The organism is Shewanella psychrotolerans (genome assembly GCF_019457595.1).
Lineage (GTDB): Bacteria > Pseudomonadota > Gammaproteobacteria > Enterobacterales > Shewanellaceae > Shewanella > Shewanella psychrotolerans.
Genome location: NZ_CP080419.1, coordinates 4,328,866 through 4,346,218, shown reverse-complemented (window position 1 = coordinate 4,346,218; position 17,353 = coordinate 4,328,866). Strand labels below are relative to the sequence as shown.

Genomic DNA, 17,353 nt, shown 5'->3' with positions numbered 1-17,353 from the left:
TAGGCTTGGTATTTTAAGGAGAACGGATGGCAGCCATGACAGTACAACTTGATATTGTAAGTGCAGAAAGTAACATCTATTCAGGCCTTGTAGCACACCTACAAGTCACTGGTAGTGAAGGTGACTTAGGTATTATGCCTGGTCACGCTCCTTTACTTACACCTATCAAACCTGGCATGGCGCGCATCGTCAAGCAAGATGGTAAAGAAGAAGTGTTCTATCTTTCGGGTGGTATCCTGGAAGTACAACCTTTTTCAGTATCCGTATTGGCTGACGTGGTATTGCGTGCCGAAGAGATTGATGAGCAGGCAGCTGTAGAAGCCAAGCGTCGTGCAGAAGCCCATATGGCTGATGCAGGTGCAGACTTTAACTATGCCGCTGCAGCGATTGAATTAGCTCAGGCTATCGCTCAATTGCGCGTTGTAGAAACCATCAAAAAGAACATTGCCAGATAAGGTTATTGTTTGATTATAAAAGGCGCCTCAGGGCGCCTTTTTTGTATCTAAAGGGTGATAGCAAGGGCTGAAACGTGATAGATACAAACCTTTCATTTTTATGATGATGTTACTCTCCGTTCATTAATTTATGGTTGAATGGATTTTTCAATGCAACACCTACTTATCATTGTTAATGACGCGCCTTATGGCTCAGAACGACTGTTTAATGCGTTACGTTTGGCAATACAGCTCAATGAACAAGAGCGCCCACCAGCTAAGGTAAAGCTATTTTTGCTGTCTGACGCGATAACCGCCGTACTGCCTAAGCAAAATCCCAGTGAGGGTTACAATATTCAGCAGATGTTAGAAATCGTAATTGCTCAAGGTAGTACAGTTAAATTTTGCGGATCTTGTATGCATGCTCGAGGTTTGGCAGACCTTGCTGTCATCGAGGGGTGTCAGGTTGCTACTATGGATGATCTTGCTCAGTGGGTATTAGATTCTGATAAAACGATTACTTTTTAACTGCGTTAAGTGTCCCGTAGCTTTAATTGCTCAGCTGGTCGCTTTTAAATGCCTGATCTATTAAAATCACCTTCACAAAAATTAACCTTATTATTTAAATCAGCTTTAGCTCAAGGATAAATCCATGGCACTGAATGTAGTGATTTTGGCCGCAGGCAAGGGAACCCGCATGCGCTCAGATCTTCCTAAAGTTCTGCACCCAATAGCGCACAAAAGTATGGTGCAGCATGTGATAGATACCGCGCATCAAGTTGGAAGTGATGCCATTCAGTTAGTTTATGGCTATGGTGCCGATAAGCTGCAGGCTAGCCTAGGTGAGCAACAGCTTAATTGGGTATTGCAAGCCGAGCAATTGGGTACAGGTCATGCAGTGGCGCAAGCCAATGACAATATTGCTGATGATGATACTGTTTTGATTTTATATGGTGATGTACCATTAATTCAGCCGTCGACGCTTGAGGCACTACTCGCTGCGCGTGAAGAGAGTGGCCTAGCTATTTTAACCGTTAATCTAACTAACCCAATGGGTTATGGCCGTATCGTGCGTGAGGCGGGCAAGGTTGTTGGTATTATCGAGCAGAAAGATGCTAATGCCGAGCAGCTTAAGATTAACGAAATCAATACTGGCATTATGGCGGCTCCAGGTAAACAGTTGAAAGATTGGTTAGGTCAGCTGTCATCGGACAATGCTCAAGGTGAGTACTATCTTACCGATATCGTAGCCATGGCTCACCGCGACGGTGTAGCCATTACTACCGCGCAGCCTGAATCTGCTATTGAAGTGGAAGGCGCTAATAATCGTGTGCAACTGGCTCAGCTAGAGCGTGCCTATCAGGCGCGCGCAGCGGAAAAGCTGATGCTTGATGGTGCTAACCTGCGTGATCCTGCCCGTATCGATATTCGCGGCGACGTCAGTGTGGGTATGGATGTGATGGTCGATGTCAATGTGATATTCCAAGGCAAAGTGACCATAGGCAACAATGTCACTATTGGTGCTGGCGCTATCCTGAGCGATTGTGAGATCGGCGATAATGCCGAGATCAAACCTTACTCTATTGTTGAAAATGCCATCGTCGGTGAAAAAGCCAGTGCTGGGCCTTTTGCTCGGCTGCGCCCCGGTGCCGAACTTAAACGTGATGCCCATATTGGTAACTTCGTTGAGATGAAGAAGGCGGTATTGGGAGAAGGTTCTAAAGCGGGGCATCTTGCCTATATTGGTGATGCACAAATTGGCGCAGGGGTTAATATAGGCGCGGGAACCATTACCTGTAACTACGATGGCGCCAATAAACATCTTACAGTCATAGAAGACCATGTGTTTGTTGGCAGTGACACCCAGCTGGTAGCCCCTGTTACTATTGGTAAGGGGGCAACTCTCGGGGCTGGGTCAACGATTACTCGAGATGTTGCCGCCGATGAATTAGTGATAACTCGTGTAAAGCAGCGTCACTTAACTGGATGGGTTCGTCCTGTTAAGAAAAAGAAATAACGATTATTCGATGAATAAAGGCGACCTTAGGGTCGCCTTTAATTATTAAGATAATGAAAAAGGTTATTAATGCAAACCCTTACATTTTTTGTGATGCTAGTCACTTTACAATGTAAAGAATCGCAAACAAGTTTAAATAAAAACAATTCTCATTTATATTCCTCCCAACTTTAGTTTCTTCCTGTTTTGTTGTGAGGTTTTCATGTCTCTTAGCGGTTCTCCGTTTACTTATTCTACTATCGGTTTAGCCGTTCTGGCGGCTATTGCCAGTGCCACGGCTGTTGCTGATGAAGCTGCGAATACCGTTGTTGATGCCAATATTGAACGTATTACGGTTACAGGACGAACCTTTAACGATTATAAAGTCGGTGTTGCATCGGGTGCGATGCGCGGCGATATCGATTTAATGGACACACCACAATCAGTCTCTGTGATCCCTGATTTTGTTACTGACGAGCAACTAGCGACCAATTTGTCAGAAGTGCTTGTTAATGATTCGAGCGTAACGAGCGGCAGTGAAAAGTGGAACCGTCAGGTGTTTAATATCCGCGGGTTTGAGCTTTCTTCTGGTTCTGGTTTTTTAATTAATGGCCAGCAACAATGGTCTCACTATGTCCAACCAATTGAGACTCTGCAACAAGTTGAAGTTTTGAAAGGCCCTTCAAGTATGCTCTATGGACAATCGGGTCCTGGTGGATTGATTAACATGGTGACCAAGAAGCCGACCTACGATACGGTTTTTGACGTCGGATTTGATACGGATGAAGAAGGTTCTACCCGTTTTCAAATCGATGCTGGTGGTAGCATAAATGAAGCGCAAACTATTCGTTATCGCACTGTATTGGTTAAGCAAGATACTCAGTACTGGAGAGAGTATCAGGATGGGTCTAATCAAGAGCGAGACCGTTGGTTAGGTTACTTGAATTTAGAGTTTGATATAACCGATGATCTATTGCTATCACTTAAATACGATCACACCCAAGACAAGACAGGCATTGACCGTGGTGGCTGGTTAAACAGTGACGGTAAGTTGATCGGCGGCAGAGATATTATTTGGGATATGCCCTGGGCCTTTACCGACAACACAGTTTCTAATTTAGGTGCCGAACTGACTTACCACATCAGTGATAATTGGAAAGTGAAAGCGGGTTACAACGATCAGCAGTTTAATCGTCAGCGTTTAGATTCATCGCCAAGTTTAGTTAAAGGTTCTGAAGATCCATTCAAAGACGGTTATACCATCAGCCCATTCGATCGCTACGATGATTGGCAACATAAGACGGGCTTTATCGACTTTACCGGTGACTTTAGTACCGGCGATGTCGAACATAAGTTGTTGATCGGCGCCAATATGCTGGACTACTACTATGGCCAGCTAAAAGAGGCGGGTGACAAGAATCAGTTGGTTATGCCGGGGCAGCCTGTGTCTCGCCCGGATTTGGACTATCATCGCGACACGACTAAGTCTGAGTCTGACTACAAGCATTACGGTTTCTATATTCAAGATCTTATTACCCTTAATGATAGCTGGCAACTATTGGCCGGCGTGCGCTACGACGAGCAGAAGAAGGATGGTGAGGGTAACAACAGTTATGCCGTATCACCTAAGTTTGGGGTGATCTATTCACCCGCGGAGAACGGTAGCATCTATTTGAACTACTCAAAGAGCTTTACGCCTCAGGGAATGGTCAATGATCCTGATGATGTGAATGACAAAATGAATTTGGATCCCGAATATGGTGAGCAGTATGAGATAGGTACCAAATGGGAGCTTTTCGATGGCAGTCTACTGTTAACCGGTGCGCTGTTCGATATTACGGTATCGAATGTCACAGTGACTCAAGATCTTGAGGTGACCCCGACGAGTGGCGACAAGACGATTACCACTCAATCTGGTGAGCAGCGTCATAAGGGCTTCGAGATGGGTGCCCAGGGGCAGCTTACTGAGAAATGGTTTATGTCGGGGTCGATGATGTATCTCGATGCTGAATATGTTCGTCCAGAAGAAGATCGTTTAGATGGTAAGACACCTGTTGATGCGCCTGAATGGTCGGCCAACATCTGGACACGTTACGAGGTGACTGAAGCGCTGGCACTTAACTTTGGTGCCGTCTATGTGGGTGAACGTTTCGCTAATACAGACAATACGATTAGCAAAGATGCTTATGTTCGTTTTGATATTGGCGCCGCTTATACCATGGATATCAAAGGTACTGATCTGAGTGTTCGCCTTAATGTGAAGAACCTATTCGATCAGGATTATCTAGCTGGTGGAACCAATACTGATGTGACTGTGGGTGAGGGACGTCATTTCGGTCTTGCACTGGAAGCCAAGTTCTAATTTATTATCCGATACAGTAAAACCTAAAGCCGCTATTTCATATAGCGGCTTTTTGTTTTTCAGGGGGCTTTTTAACCTGAGGGACTAGTAAAAAAGTTTCGAATCACTATAATCTATCTTTCGAAACGAAACCTAAGTGAAACTCTTTGTGAATAAACGAAACACACAACAGCGCCGCCATAGCATTATTACCATCTTAAATCAGCAAGGTGAGGTAAGTGTGGATGAGTTGTCGAGTCGTTTCGAAACTTCTGAGGTCACCATACGTAAAGATCTGGCTGCGCTAGAGAAAACCGGGCTATTGCTTAGACGTTATGGTGGCGCGGTGGCTATTCCTGATGAAGTGACACAACAGTTTAGTGCCAAAATAGCACCCAATAAGTTGTCGATTGCCGAAACAGCGGCCAAGCTGATTAAAGATCATAATCGTATCATTATCGATAGTGGCAGTACCACGTCAGGATTAGTGCAGCAGCTTAACGCTAAGCGGGGGTTGGTGGTGATGACCAACTCGCTGCAACTGGCTAATTCGATACACGAACTGGAAAATGAGCCAACACTGTTGATGACTGGCGGAACATGGGATCCCCATTCTGAGTCTTTTCAGGGGCAGGTTGCCGAGTTAGTGCTGCGCTCTTATAACTTCGATCAGTTATTTATCGGTGCTGATGGCATAGATCTGACCCGTGGCACAACCACTTTTAATGAGCTGACCGGTCTTAGCAAGGTGATGGCAGAGGTCTCCCGAGAAGTGATCGTTATGGTGGACTCAGACAAGATAGGCAGGCGCATTCCCAACTTGGAACTGGCATGGCAGCAAATAAGTGTGCTCGTGACCGATGACAGAGTCGATGAGCAAACGGTAAAACAGATCACCGAGCAGGGGGTAGAAGTAATACTTGCTCCCTACTCAAAGTAAAATTTTTAATTTCAGTATTGAGTAAGTAGGAAAATTATGTGTGGAATTGTTGGCGCAGTAGCGCAAAGGGATGTTGCAGAAATCTTGGTCGAGGGCTTACGTCGTCTTGAGTATCGTGGTTATGATTCGGCGGGTGTAGCCGTTATCAATGATGGCGAACTTAACAGTACTCGCCGTGTTGGTAAGGTGCAGGAACTATCGAGTGCGCTAGAAGAAGCACCTCTGGTTGGCGGCACAGGTATTGCCCATACACGTTGGGCGACTCACGGTGAGCCGAGTGAACGCAATGCCCACCCTCATCAGTCATCTGGTGATATTGCCGTAGTACACAACGGCATTATTGAAAACCATAACAAGCTGCGCGATATGCTGAAGGGCCTGGGTTACACCTTTAGTTCTGATACCGATACCGAAGTGATCTGTCACTTAGTGCATCACGAGCTAAAGTCACATGATACTTTGCTTGGGGCCGTGCAAGCGACTGTTAAGCAGCTCGAAGGTGCCTACGGTACGGTTGTGATTGACCGTCGTGATAGCGAGCGCATGATTGTTGCTCGCAGTGGCAGCCCGCTTGTTATTGGTTATGGGTTAGGTGAAAACTTTGTCGCTTCTGATCAGTTAGCACTGCTACCTGTGACTCGCTCGTTCGCCTTCCTCGAAGAAGGTGATGTCGCCGAAGTTACCCGACGCACCGTCAGCATTTATGATCTCGATGGTAATCCGGTCGAGCGTGAAGTCAAAGAGTCGGAAGTGACTCATGATGCTGGTGATAAGGGTGAATACCGCCATTATATGCTTAAAGAGATCTACGAGCAGCCTCACGCCATCGCTCACACCCTAGAGGGACGCATTGCTGGTGGTTATGTGCTGGATTCGGCCTTTGGTGAAAATGCCGCCGAGTTTTTAAAAGATATCAAACACGTACAGATTATTGCTTGTGGTACCAGTTATCATGCGGGCATGGCCGCGCGTTACTGGCTTGAGGATTGGGCCGGTGTTTCATGTAACGTCGAGATCGCTTCTGAGTTCCGTTACCGCAAGTCGCACCTATTCCCTAACAGCCTGTTGGTGACTATCTCTCAATCGGGTGAAACCGCTGATACATTAGCAGCGCTGCGTCTTGCTAAAGAGATGGGTTACAAAGCCACAATGACTATCTGTAATGCGCCGGGCTCCTCTTTGGTACGCGAATCCGATATGGCTTACATGATGAAAGCGGGCGCCGAAATTGGTGTAGCATCAACTAAAGCCTTTACGGTACAACTTGCTGGCCTACTGATGTTAACCGCTGTGGTTGGACGCCATAACGGCATGTCTGATGAGATGCAGGCGAAGATCACTCAGAGCCTGCAATCTATGCCAGCCAAAGTTGAACAAGCACTAGGCTTAGATGATGCCATTGCCGAGCTGGCTGAAGACTTTGCCGATAAGCATCACGCCCTCTTCCTGGGCCGTGGTGATCAATACCCTATCGCGATGGAAGGTGCGCTTAAGCTTAAAGAGATCTCTTATATTCATGCAGAAGCTTATGCATCGGGCGAGTTAAAGCATGGTCCATTAGCCCTTATCGACGCCGATATGCCTGTGATTGTTGTTGCACCGAACAACGAGTTACTGGAAAAGCTTAAATCAAACGTTGAAGAAGTTCGTGCTCGTGGCGGTTTAATGTATGTGTTTGCCGACAAAGATGCGGAGTTTGAATCGGATGAGACTATGAAGGTGATTCCTGTTCCTCATTGCGATGAGTTTATGGCGCCACTTATCTACACTATTCCTTTGCAGCTACTTTCTTACCACGTTGCATTGATAAAAGGTACGGATGTGGATCAGCCTCGTAATTTAGCAAAATCAGTTACTGTTGAATAACCATCTGGAAAACGTGGCTCCTGTTGTCGGATTCTGAATAAAGTTGAATAGTGGAAATTCTGATTGAGTTTCCACTATTTCAACTTAATTTTAGTTAAGCTATATAAAAGTATGATACTGAAAAGTATTTTATTATTTTCTCAAACTTTTCAAGTGCTTCTAGAGCAGTAACTTTTCCTTCAACAAAGGTTTTTTGTTCTCAATCAGCGAGATCCTCTGCGAAAAAGCGCTCTTCATAAACGTAAGCTTCTTTGTCATTTTTTCACCTAATACTGCTATGAATTAATCATAACATCCTCTAATTAGGTAGCCAAAATCACCGTACCACTACACTTTGATTATAGTGGTGAATTTAACTGCCAAGCAAAATAATACCTTAAGTGTTATTAAGTAAGATAAAACGGCTTTCATGATGAAAGCCGTTTTTGTTTTGCGAGTAATCTTAATTTATCACTAATTTAATCAAGTAGATAAGCTCGTATTGTGGTCACTTCAGATTCGCCACCTAAGTTATCTTGTACCGTGATTTGCAAATGTACGTAATCGCCTGCTTCGCCGTTATTAGGCAAATTGACAAACCATTGTCCATCTTGCTGCATCACATTGGCATCTTGCCATCTGTTTTGGGTTTCAGCCATTGAAGTGCACTTGTATACATAGGTTTCAACGCGGCACTCTTGACCTATGGCATAACGGACAGAGACTTGCGACAGTGAAACTTCGTTGCGAAGATCGACCTTAGCTGACACTCTGGCCTGAATCGGCTGATTTGCGGCGATGGTATTTTCCATATCAACTGGCAAATCTATCGCAGGTACCAGTACTGGCTGTGCGCCTTGAAGTTCGCTGTTGGTATTCCAACTAAAACTACCTAGGTACTCTGTGCCTAACTTTTCATTGCTCGAGGAGCCTGACTCTACTTGACGCATCTGATAAGTACGGATCAAGGTGACTCTGGCATCTTCATCTGGAAGTTCAATGAAGCCACCTTTGGTATTGGTGGGTTGGCCGTTAACTAAGGTTAAGCCGAATGCAGATGCATCGCGTCCTGCCACACCGTCATGGCCAAAGCTGTCACCAAAATGAGGTAAGCTAATTTCTAGCAAGTTAGTATCACGATAACCTAAGGCAGAACCACTGGATAATAATGCTGCTCCTTTACTTGCTTTGAACCAAGAAACATCATTTTTAGCGCCGCGGCTGTAATAACGAGCACCTTCAAATAATGCGCCAGAGGTATACACATTAAATCTTGGCATGACGATATCTGTCCAAGCACCATCAATACCTGTTGAGTAATACTCAGTTCGAGTTAAAGGTGCAATCAACGCCAAAGGTGTACCACCAGCATAGAAAGGATTTAAGCCTCTGACATGGGAATGCATATCCGTCCATACTGGGCGAGTATCACCTTGCGAATGATAATGTGCGGTGCGCTGGGCGAGCTTGCGCTTGCCATTAACACCATCCGATTGACCCTGATCTAAGCTTGCCGGTTCAAAATGCAGCTTGCCGGTTTCAATTTTACCTTGGCTGATGTTTCTTAGGTTGTAAGCATAGGGTGAACGTTCTGGTGCAACCCCTGACCAATGAATCGTTATCGGTCCCTGTTCGGCTTCTGCTAATAATACTGCACTGGTGTGTGCATCTAAGCCAACCGTAGGAATGCTATCTATGCTGTAAGTGCTGTATTTAAAGCGGCCTGGTGAGTTTGGTCTAGCACCAATAACCCCTACTGCACCGCGATTAGCCAGCTCTTTTATGCTGCTTGATGAGAAGAAGTACGGGAACTCAAGTATTACAACCTTGCCTTGAATCTCGTAGTCGTCCCAATTTGTTTGATAGCCTTGATCTTGAATCACCACCACCTCTGCACTACCTTCGCCATGGAAGTTCATTGATACAGATTGGATGGTATAGTCAACTTCAGTGCCTTTACCTGTGGTCAGTGTGGTTTTTGGGGCTAATGCTCGGGTTGTGATAAAACTGTCGAATCTATCATCGCGACCACGAGACAGCGCATATACTTGGGTGACATAGTCTGGCGCGATTTCGACTGAGCCTGCTTTAAGTAGATGATCATCATTGAGACCGTAAGTGAAACCAGCACTATAACCTTGTGACATTAAAGGTTTATTCGCTGCAAACTCTACCAGGCTGGCCTCAGAAGCATTGAAATCAATCACAGTGTTCTGGGTTAACTTAGTGCTTAACTCCGCCATCATGGTTACTGACTGCACTAAGCCACCGTAATTACCTTGGTGGTCATAGGTCATGATATAGGAGACTAAAGAGTAATCACCTTTAGGAACACTTATGGTTCTGCTGCCGTTTTGCAAATTGACATTGCCTACCCAAGCATCTTCACCATTCATAATGTAAAACTTAGAAGGGTAACTCGCTGGTTTGCCGTAGCGGTCGAATAGATTAACGGTTAAATCTACTAATGGTGGCGTGATCCAGTAAGACAAAGGAACCGTTAAACCTGCTTTATCTTTACCCATAGACTCACCCGTTAAGCGGCCGCCGATAGTGCCATAAGCACTGTCGTTTAACTCTACGCTAGGGTTAATCCAAACCGGCACTTGCGCCACGCTTTTCGCAGGGATAGTGACTTGCTGCGCATCTAGCCAAATGGCGTTGCTAGGAATCGCACTTTTGCCATCTTCACCGGTAAATTCCAGTTTAAGTTTTAGGGTGATATCTTCATCACTTAAGTTTTCTAGTGCCACTAAGCTCTGCACTGCAGTTTGAGTTTCACCATAAGTGAACATCCCCAATTCTTGACCTGGATTGGCAACCAATACTTGCTTGATAGCGGCGTTGACATCCATAGCCCCTGCGCCTTGCTCAAGTACATCCGCTTGCGTGGCAGTGACTGAAGAGGTTAAGACACTTTTTAATTGGCGAGGGCTGAGATCGGGTCTTGCTTCAAGCAAGATAGCAGCGCCACCAGCTACATGAGGAGCGGCCATTGAGGTTCCTGATAGTGAGCGATAGGCATGATCGCCTTTACCACCGGATGCCGCAGCAATAACATTAACCCCTTGTGAGGCAATATCAGGTTTTAAACTGTGGCCGTCAGGGCTTGGGCCACGGCTAGAAAAGTTTGCAGTTTCATTGCCTCTATCTACCGCTGCAACCGTTAATGCGCTTGGTGCACAACCTGGAATACCAATGGTTTCGCGGGTAAAGCTATTACCTGCCGAAATCACAAATAAGGCTTTATCACTTAACGCTTCGACTAAGTCGACCATAGGGCCATCGCAACTGGTGCCGCTGCTGCCTAATGACATGTTGATGATATCTGCACCATTATCAACAGCCCATTCCATTGCTTGCATAATGCCAGAGGTTGAGCCGCTGCCATTGTCGCCAAGAACTTTAGCAATGAGTAATTCTGCTTTAGGTGCCATGCCCGCATATTTGCCGTTAGAGGCAAATCCATTACCAGCTACTGTTGAGGCTGTGTGAGTGCCATGACCGTTAATGTCATCGACTTCTGTGTAAGGCCAAACAAAAGACTGGCTCGCAACGACTTGGCCTGCAAGATCAGGATGATCTGTATCATAACCTGTATCTAATACCGCAACCTTCACGCCATTGCCTTTGTAAGGCGCTGCGTAATTTCCATAGGCTCCGGTTAATGGCACCGTTGGATAGCTATCATCTTTGGCTATCGAGTGGCTCCACCAATGTTTGTTTCTGCGGCTTTCAAAAGCTTCGTGGGCTTCTACGCTGGCATCTAGCCATACGCCTTGAATCGAGCTGGCATAATCTAAATTTGCCAGTAAATCTTGTAGCTCACTCTTACTGACGGACATCGCTAAACTATCGATGATATCAAACCTAGCGGTGAGTTTAGCGCCAGGGATTTTCAGATTAGCATTGGTCGCAGGAAGGTTACCATCGCGGTATTCAATGATGATAGGCAGGTTAGCCATGCTCTCGTCATCAAAACCGGCTTTGTATAACTTGGTGAGGTTGAAAAGTTCACGGTCGAGCAATCCCTTATCGACAAGTTCAGCGGCTTTGGGCGGGATGAGGTAAATGTCACTACCCAATTGTTGTAAACTGGTGATCTGCTCCTGGCCTTCATCACTGACTAATCTGGCTCCAAACAGTCCCCGATTAGGTGTTGCCATGGCACTGACTTTATCACCTGTAATGAGGGTAAACTCCAACGCTTTAGGGCTATCATCAGTAACGCCTTGAGCAAAAGTCATTGTTGATATGCTTAAAAGGTTTGCGGCCCAAAATAAACTGCTGCCTCTTTTTATCAGTCTTCTTCCTTTCATAAGTATCCTTATTTTTTATAGTTTTATTTGGACGAGTTTTAGCTTTTCTGGTTAATGCTATTTCGTCACGCCCTCCATTTAGCATTAGCCGTGAGGGGATATCTAGAGTGAAAATGATCAAATTTGTAACAATTCAGTTTTTTCAGGGGGGATTATGCTGTGTATTTATGTGTCGGCTATGACTCGAGAGTTGGGCTGGAAGTTACGATTGAGAGTAGTCAATGTCGCTTTGGTACGCCGCTATTTGTATGGCTTAATTGATGGGTTATCTAATAGTATTTATAGCGCTATTTTGCTGAATTGTTATGTTGGTCCAACTGAAGCAGTTTTAGCAAAGCTTCCGTTGTTCCGCACTCTGCTAACTTGGGAAAAATATGGGTACAACTGTTGTTATGGGCGTCAAGGTTGGTGTCTGTTATCGCATCGGTTACTAGGGTGACATTGTAGCCATGTTCATGTGCCTGACGCGCGGTAGACTCAACACCCATTGATGTCATTAAGCCTGTAATGACCACTTGCGTAACGTCTGCATTTTGCAATTGCTGATGTAAATCAGTGTTGTGAAATGCTCCCCATGTCTGTTTGCTTATGCATTTATCATCTGAGCTTACATCTAGCTCTGGGATCAACTCTGCCCAATTAGCCGCAGGCTTTTGCGTTGTTGGGCTCAGTTGGTTTCTGCCCGGGGCTTTGCCATTCACGTTGATCAGAAATACAGGTAGCTGCTTTTGTTTAAAAGCGGTCTTGAGTTTAATGGAATTATCTACGACTTGAGATATTGGATGAACCGTTGGCATACATACTATGCCTTGTTGTAGATCGACAATGATAAGTGCACAGCCTCTATCGAGTGTGGAAATAGCCATAGTGGGTCCTCACAATAAATGGTAAATGCTGAAGTGTGTTGTCATTTGAGTATAACGCGAGTGAGTTGCTAGTGTTTTTCTGGGTAATGAATTTTCTTTTATCTGTGCTAACGATTTGTCTTTCTTCATGATAGCAATGAAATTATTTTTGATGACCGATCCAGAGTTTGTTGCTTTAGTGTTTGGTATGTTCAAATAGATTGGTGGAAGTCTCTGGCTGTGATGCCCCCACTACTGAGTCGCTTAGAGTTGTGCTTATGGCTAAGCCTGCTATTAATGCTGAAATATGGTGAAAGACACCTGGAAAGGCTAAAAGCAATATTCAATATCGCGATAGTCATATGAGCCACGAGGTGAGTCGATAGATGACTATGGTCAGCCTCTAGGCGAGGCTTCGAAGTTTTCCCTGCTCAAAGCAAAGGTATGCTGTGATATCAAAAAGCTGAGTTGGTTACTGTTTTGGGAACTCAACAATAATTCCTCAGCCTTTTAGATTTTTAGATCAAACTCATGTGGTATGAATTGAGGGGTTAGAAGCGATAGCCCAGATTGAAAGTAAAAGTATGAGTATCGAGTAGATCCATCGCCTGATAGTGATAGGTGAGACCGAGATCCATGCCCGACGCAAACTCCATCCGCCAGCCTAGTCCTGCCAGCAGGCCAGTACCATCATCTGTATATTTGCGGCCGTTGTCGTCGGTATCGGTAAATTTTAGTCGATATTGGTTGGCGCCCAGTTTAAATACCAGACTGTTTCGCTGAGACAAGGGGAGTGTATATAGGGCCGCAGCACGGAAGCTGTCGACATTATCCATTTGATTACCAATGATAATGATATTGTTGACAAATACATCTTGGTAGCCCACTTCTAGGCCCCATTCGGAGGAAAATTGGTAGCGATAGGCAAGATCATAGTGAAGTGGAATATTATCGGTGACATTATCATCTGATGAAATACTGGTATAGCCTATCCCCGCACCGACCGATAGGGCGTGATGGTAATCCGATGCGAAAGAGAGAGGCGTGACGAGCAGGCAGGCTGCAGCAAGAATAGCTTTCATAACAGTCCTTGTAAGGTAATAACAACAAAATATCGAACCCGACTTATAGCAGATGCTGTCAATAAAAGGTACAGGTAGTTTTTGTTTCTTTGATATTATCCTCTGTTCAATTGGTTGTTTTTTAATTATTAAGCTAAAACCAATCTGTCTTTAAGCGTTAATGGCTTTTTCTGTCCATTTGTTGTGTATCGTCGACAATCAGGCTAACAGTGGCCGGGAGCGCTTCTCTATGCGTTGCCACACCTTATCGTGGAAGTAGAACACGACAGTATTTATAGCCGGTTCAATCAGAGCCACCGCGCCGCCAATCACTATGCTACCGGTTAACAGGTAGGTAATGGTGAACGCGACACCGAAGTGTAGTATCGCAAAAGTGAATGTTTTAGCCATGATGCAACTCCTCTTCAATTAATGTAAATGATAACCGTTATCATTTGTGGTGTAAATGAGTTTGGCTAGATAGCGTTAATCTTAAAAAACGATTAATTTTGTATATTTGCTAGTTTTTATGGGTTTACTTTTAGTCATGAACTGCTTCTATTAATTGCTCTAATTCCGCAATGCAGCTTCCGCAGCCACTGCCCGCTTCAGTTAGCGTCATTAGGGTCGCAGTATCTTTAACCCCTTGTTGCTTTATGGAGCAGGAGAGTGCTCTTTCGCCAACTTGCTTGCAGGCGCAAATGATTCTGCCTTTGGCCAATGTGCCCTTAGGCTCTGCCGACAGCAGGCTGCTTAGCAGTGTAGAAAGCTCATCCTGCTCATTAAATAGTGCTGCAAACCAGGCATAGTGATTCGGATCAAGTTGCTCATTCACTATGTAGGCAAATTGAAGCCGTTGCTGCCAACTCTGGGCTAAGCTATAACACTCCTGTTGGGGCGACTCGGTCATAACTTGGGTGGTTTGTTGATAGGGTGACAGGGCTTTTAGCCTACTGTTGAGCGCGCTAGGTGACAATTCGCTGCCAATGAAATAGCAAAACCCTCCGTTGATTGTCTGTTTTACCCAATAGGGGAATTCAAGCTGCTCTAAAGATTGGCGACAAACAACTATTGCTTGGCTTTGGGGATTAAAACGACGGACACTCACTGGTGTTGCTTTCATCTCGGGTTGACCGGAAATCGGGTCGATAAATGCTTGCCCAAGCGTACTAATTTTACCAGCACTGGCGTTACTGTTGCTCCAATGAATCGCAGAGAACAACTCACCGGGTTTAACGTCTTTGCTGATGTTAACCCGTAATAATGCTTTGCCTGTCGCACTGGTTATCTCCGCAATATCATGCTGATTGAGTTGATAAACTGCGGCATCTTGAGGATGGATCTGCAGCTGGGGTTCTGGCTGATGTTGGCATAACCGAGCCGCCAAGGCGGTGCGTGTCATAGTGTGCCATTGATCTCGGCTACGACCACTGCTGAGTTTCAGAGGAAATTGCTGATCACATGCTTGTGTTGACGCGATATAGCGCACCGGGATCAGTCTGGCTCTGAGGTTGTCGGTATTAAATCGGCCATCAGCAAACAGACGTTGATGGAGTGTTTGAGATTGCAATTGGTTTACAGGCCACTGCTGAGGAGCCAACTGGTAGTAGTCGTTATCAGAAATAGTAGCTAAGTCGCCGAGAACCAGCGCATTTTGACTTAACGCTTGGGCTTTGTTGGTTAGGCTGGCATATTCTCGGAATATCTCCGCTTCATGGCGATAGTTAAACCCATGACTAAATCCCATTCGTTTGGCCACTTCACTGATGATCCACCAGTCGGGTTTAGCCTCGCCAGGTGTCGTCGTCACCCTGCGCTGACGCGATATACGCCGTTCAGAGTTAGTGACTGTTCCCGACTTTTCTGACCAGCCCTGAGCAGGTAGCTTCACATCAGCCAATGCCAGAGTGTCTGTATCTGCAACACAATCTGATACCACCACAAAAGGACATTGGGCTAAGGCGGCTTTAATTTTATGGCTATCGGGCAGGCTGACGGCTGGGTTGGTTGCTATGATCCAGATGGCTTTTATTTTTCCCTCTGCAATTGCATCGAACATATCGACGGCTTTGAGACCTGGTCGAGTTGCTATTTGAGGTGCGCGCCAGAAATCACTTACCAATTCACTGTTACGCTCATTAAAATCTAAATGCGATGCAAGCATATTGGCTAAACCGCCCACTTCACGTCCGCCCATGGCATTGGGTTGCCCAGTAATAGAGAAGGGACTACTGCCAGGTTGACCTATTTTTCCCATGGCCAGATGACAATTAATAATGCTATTGACTTTATCTGTGCCCTGAGTGGATTGGTTAACCCCTTGAGAGTAGAGGGTCAATACTTTATCGCTGTGGCTAAATAGCTCAAAAAACTGTTTAAGCTCTGCGGTGCTTATCTGCAGTTGCTTCGCAGTCTGTTCCAGTGTGAGTTTATCTTGCTGTGCACTGTGTAATGCGGCTTCAAAACCCTGAGTGTGTTGTTCAATATAATCCTGGTCGAGCAGTTGATTGTCGGCGAGATAGGTTAATAAGCGATTGAATAACAGTACATCTTTACCGTTAGCAATGGCCAAATGCAGATCGGCGTCATTGCATGAGGCGGTTTTCCTGGGATCTATCACCACCAGCTTACACTTGGGGTTTTGGGCTTTTGCCGCTTTAATGCGCTGATATAGGATCGGATGACACCAGGCTAGGTTTGAGCCCACAAGAATGATGAGATCAGCGGCTTCGATATCCTGATAACAGCCGGGTATTGAATCGCTACCAAAGGCGCGTTTGTGACCCGCAACGCTTGAGGACATGCACAGTCTTGAATTGGTGTCGACGTTTGCGCTGCCAATGAAGCCTTTCATCAGTTTGTTAGCCACATAGTAGTCTTCTGTTAATAGCTGGCCAGATAGATAGAAAGCGACAGAATCTGGTCCATGTTTGGCTATGGTTTGCTGAAATTGCTCAGCCACTGTTGATATTGCTTCATCCCAACTCACCCGCTGATGTTTGATCATTGGAAACTTAAGCCGATTGGTTTCCGATAGCGTCTCTCCTAGTGCCTGTCCTTTAGAGCAAAGTTTTCCTAAGTTAGCGGGGTGGCTTTTATCACCACGAATGAGTAGCGCACCGTCACGTAGCGGTTTTGCTTCTACACCGCAACCCACACCACAATATGCACAGGTTGTTTTAATCCAAGGAGTTACGGGATTCTGGCTCATAGTGGTTCTCTCTGTTTTATGGGTTTTGTGTGTTTAAGTAGCAAATATTGAACCACAGCTTGTATTGTTGGTTTGTTTGTATTTTTATTTAAACAAAAACAAGGGCTTGTGTTTTGTTTGAAATAAATCTACCTATTTAGAGGTATATCGTTGTTGTTATATTTTTCAGTTGGTTATGGTTTTTGCCCTTAAATGATCTTTGTTTGCACTAACTGGGTGCGATCCGAAAGCCATTGTAGTTAATAAAAGTATGACTTTTATAAATGTGATGCTGTTGGTTTTTTGTTTATGCAATTGAAAGTGTTGGTTTTTTGTTTTTTATTTTAGTTGTTTCTAACTTGTTGGCACTTTGTTTGCTCAA

Annotated in this window: 11 protein-coding genes; 6 read left to right on the top strand and 5 right to left on the bottom strand. The window is 45.2% G+C overall.

The annotated features are described in order from the left end of the window. The first annotated feature begins 26 nt into the window (after positions 1 to 26). From K0I62_RS19050 to glmS, 6 genes are all read left to right on the top strand, one after another. Entirely contained in the window at positions 27 to 455 is a 429-nt protein-coding gene (locus tag K0I62_RS19050) for a F0F1 ATP synthase subunit epsilon (RefSeq protein WP_220069565.1), read from the top strand. A gap of 150 nt (positions 456 to 605) precedes the next feature. Further along, entirely contained in the window at positions 606 to 962 is a 357-nt protein-coding gene (locus K0I62_RS19045) for a DsrE/DsrF/TusD sulfur relay family protein (RefSeq protein WP_220069564.1), read from the top strand. A gap of 124 nt (positions 963 to 1,086) precedes the next feature. After that, positions 1,087 to 2,451, top strand: a complete 1,365-nt coding sequence (gene glmU / locus K0I62_RS19040) for a bifunctional UDP-N-acetylglucosamine diphosphorylase/glucosamine-1-phosphate N-acetyltransferase GlmU (RefSeq protein ID WP_220069563.1) — start codon at positions 1,087 to 1,089, stop codon at positions 2,449 to 2,451. Positions 2,452 to 2,653: 202 nt separating this feature from the next. Further along, entirely contained in the window at positions 2,654 to 4,792 is a 2,139-nt protein-coding gene (locus K0I62_RS19035; protein ID WP_220069562.1) for a TonB-dependent receptor, read from the top strand. A 148-nt stretch (positions 4,793 to 4,940) separates the two neighbouring features. Continuing rightward, on the top strand, positions 4,941 to 5,711 hold the full coding sequence (locus K0I62_RS19030; RefSeq protein WP_220069561.1) for a DeoR/GlpR family DNA-binding transcription regulator: 771 nt from the start codon (positions 4,941 to 4,943) through the stop codon (positions 5,709 to 5,711). Between the two features lie 36 nt (positions 5,712 to 5,747). Then, positions 5,748 to 7,577, top strand: a complete 1,830-nt coding sequence (gene glmS / locus K0I62_RS19025) for a glutamine--fructose-6-phosphate transaminase (isomerizing) (protein ID WP_220069560.1) — start codon at positions 5,748 to 5,750, stop codon at positions 7,575 to 7,577. A gap of 458 nt (positions 7,578 to 8,035) precedes the next feature. Here glmS and K0I62_RS19020 read toward each other — a convergent pair whose 3' ends face one another. From K0I62_RS19020 to K0I62_RS19000, 5 genes are all read right to left on the bottom strand, one after another. Beyond that, positions 8,036 to 11,803 (bottom strand): S8 family serine peptidase, encoded by a 3,768-nt coding sequence (locus tag K0I62_RS19020; protein ID WP_220069559.1) that lies wholly within the window; start codon positions 11,801 to 11,803, stop codon positions 8,036 to 8,038. Between the two features lie 359 nt (positions 11,804 to 12,162). Further along, entirely contained in the window at positions 12,163 to 12,741 is a 579-nt protein-coding gene (locus K0I62_RS19015; RefSeq protein ID WP_220069558.1) for a cysteine hydrolase family protein, read from the bottom strand. 530 nt (positions 12,742 to 13,271) lie between these two features. Next, positions 13,272 to 13,802: a porin family protein gene (locus K0I62_RS19010; protein WP_220069557.1), complete on the bottom strand. Its 531-nt coding sequence runs from the start codon at positions 13,800 to 13,802 to the stop codon at positions 13,272 to 13,274. A gap of 198 nt (positions 13,803 to 14,000) precedes the next feature. Then, on the bottom strand, positions 14,001 to 14,192 hold the full coding sequence (locus K0I62_RS19005; protein WP_088905814.1) for a DUF2061 domain-containing protein: 192 nt from the start codon (positions 14,190 to 14,192) through the stop codon (positions 14,001 to 14,003). 130 nt (positions 14,193 to 14,322) lie between these two features. Beyond that, on the bottom strand, positions 14,323 to 16,992 hold the full coding sequence (locus K0I62_RS19000; protein WP_220069556.1) for a nitrate reductase: 2,670 nt from the start codon (positions 16,990 to 16,992) through the stop codon (positions 14,323 to 14,325). Between the last annotated feature and the right edge of the window lie 361 nt (positions 16,993 to 17,353).

Excerpts from the sequence above, each read along its gene's own strand:
- K0I62_RS19050 (WP_220069565.1), top strand. The coding sequence starts at position 27 with ATGGCAGCCATGACAGTACAACTTGATATTGTAAGTGCAGAAAGTAAC.
- K0I62_RS19045 (WP_220069564.1), top strand. The coding sequence starts at position 606 with ATGCAACACCTACTTATCATTGTTAATGACGCGCCTTATGGCTCAGAA.
- glmU (WP_220069563.1), top strand. The coding sequence starts at position 1,087 with ATGGCACTGAATGTAGTGATTTTGGCCGCAGGCAAGGGAACCCGCATG.
- K0I62_RS19035 (WP_220069562.1), top strand. The coding sequence starts at position 2,654 with ATGTCTCTTAGCGGTTCTCCGTTTACTTATTCTACTATCGGTTTAGCC.
- glmS (WP_220069560.1), top strand. The coding sequence starts at position 5,748 with ATGTGTGGAATTGTTGGCGCAGTAGCGCAAAGGGATGTTGCAGAAATC.
- K0I62_RS19020 (WP_220069559.1), bottom strand. The coding sequence starts at position 11,803 with ATGACTTTTGCTCAAGGCGTTACTGATGATAGCCCTAAAGCGTTGGAG.
- K0I62_RS19015 (WP_220069558.1), bottom strand. The coding sequence starts at position 12,741 with ATGGCTATTTCCACACTCGATAGAGGCTGTGCACTTATCATTGTCGAT.
- K0I62_RS19010 (WP_220069557.1), bottom strand. The coding sequence starts at position 13,802 with ATGAAAGCTATTCTTGCTGCAGCCTGCCTGCTCGTCACGCCTCTCTCT.
- K0I62_RS19005 (WP_088905814.1), bottom strand. The coding sequence starts at position 14,192 with ATGGCTAAAACATTCACTTTTGCGATACTACACTTCGGTGTCGCGTTC.
- K0I62_RS19000 (WP_220069556.1), bottom strand. The coding sequence starts at position 16,992 with ATGAGCCAGAATCCCGTAACTCCTTGGATTAAAACAACCTGTGCATAT.